General features: G+C 52.4%; 1 protein-coding gene. It reads left to right on the forward strand.

Going from position 1 to position 254, the window contains the following annotated elements:
- The first annotated feature begins 8 nt into the window (after positions 1-8).
- Positions 9-167 carry a YqiA/YcfP family alpha/beta fold hydrolase gene (locus tag SB756_RS32605; RefSeq protein ID WP_410913581.1) on the forward strand — a complete coding sequence of 53 codons (159 nt, stop codon included), beginning with the start codon at positions 9-11 and terminating at the stop codon, positions 165-167.
- The last annotated feature ends 87 nt before the right edge of the window (positions 168-254 follow it).

The raw sequence follows: 254 nt of genomic DNA on the forward strand, positions 1-254 counted from the left end.
TCTGGCTGCTGCAACAGACGGGAGATGAAGTGCTGGATTACCGCCAGGCGGTGGCGTACTACGCTTCCTGCCGCCAGACTGTCATAGAAGGCGGCAACCACGCATTCACGGGCTTCGAAGATTATTTCAACCCGATCGTCGATTTTCTTGGTCTGCACCATCTCTGACGATCAACTCGAATTGCTAACTTAAACCATGACTCAAACTTATAACGCTGATGCCATTGAGGTACTCACCGGCTCAAGCCCGGTGAG

It is taken from the genome of Pseudomonas sp. SIMBA_068 (assembly GCF_046534705.1).
Classification (GTDB): domain Bacteria; phylum Pseudomonadota; class Gammaproteobacteria; order Pseudomonadales; family Pseudomonadaceae; genus Aquipseudomonas; species Aquipseudomonas putida.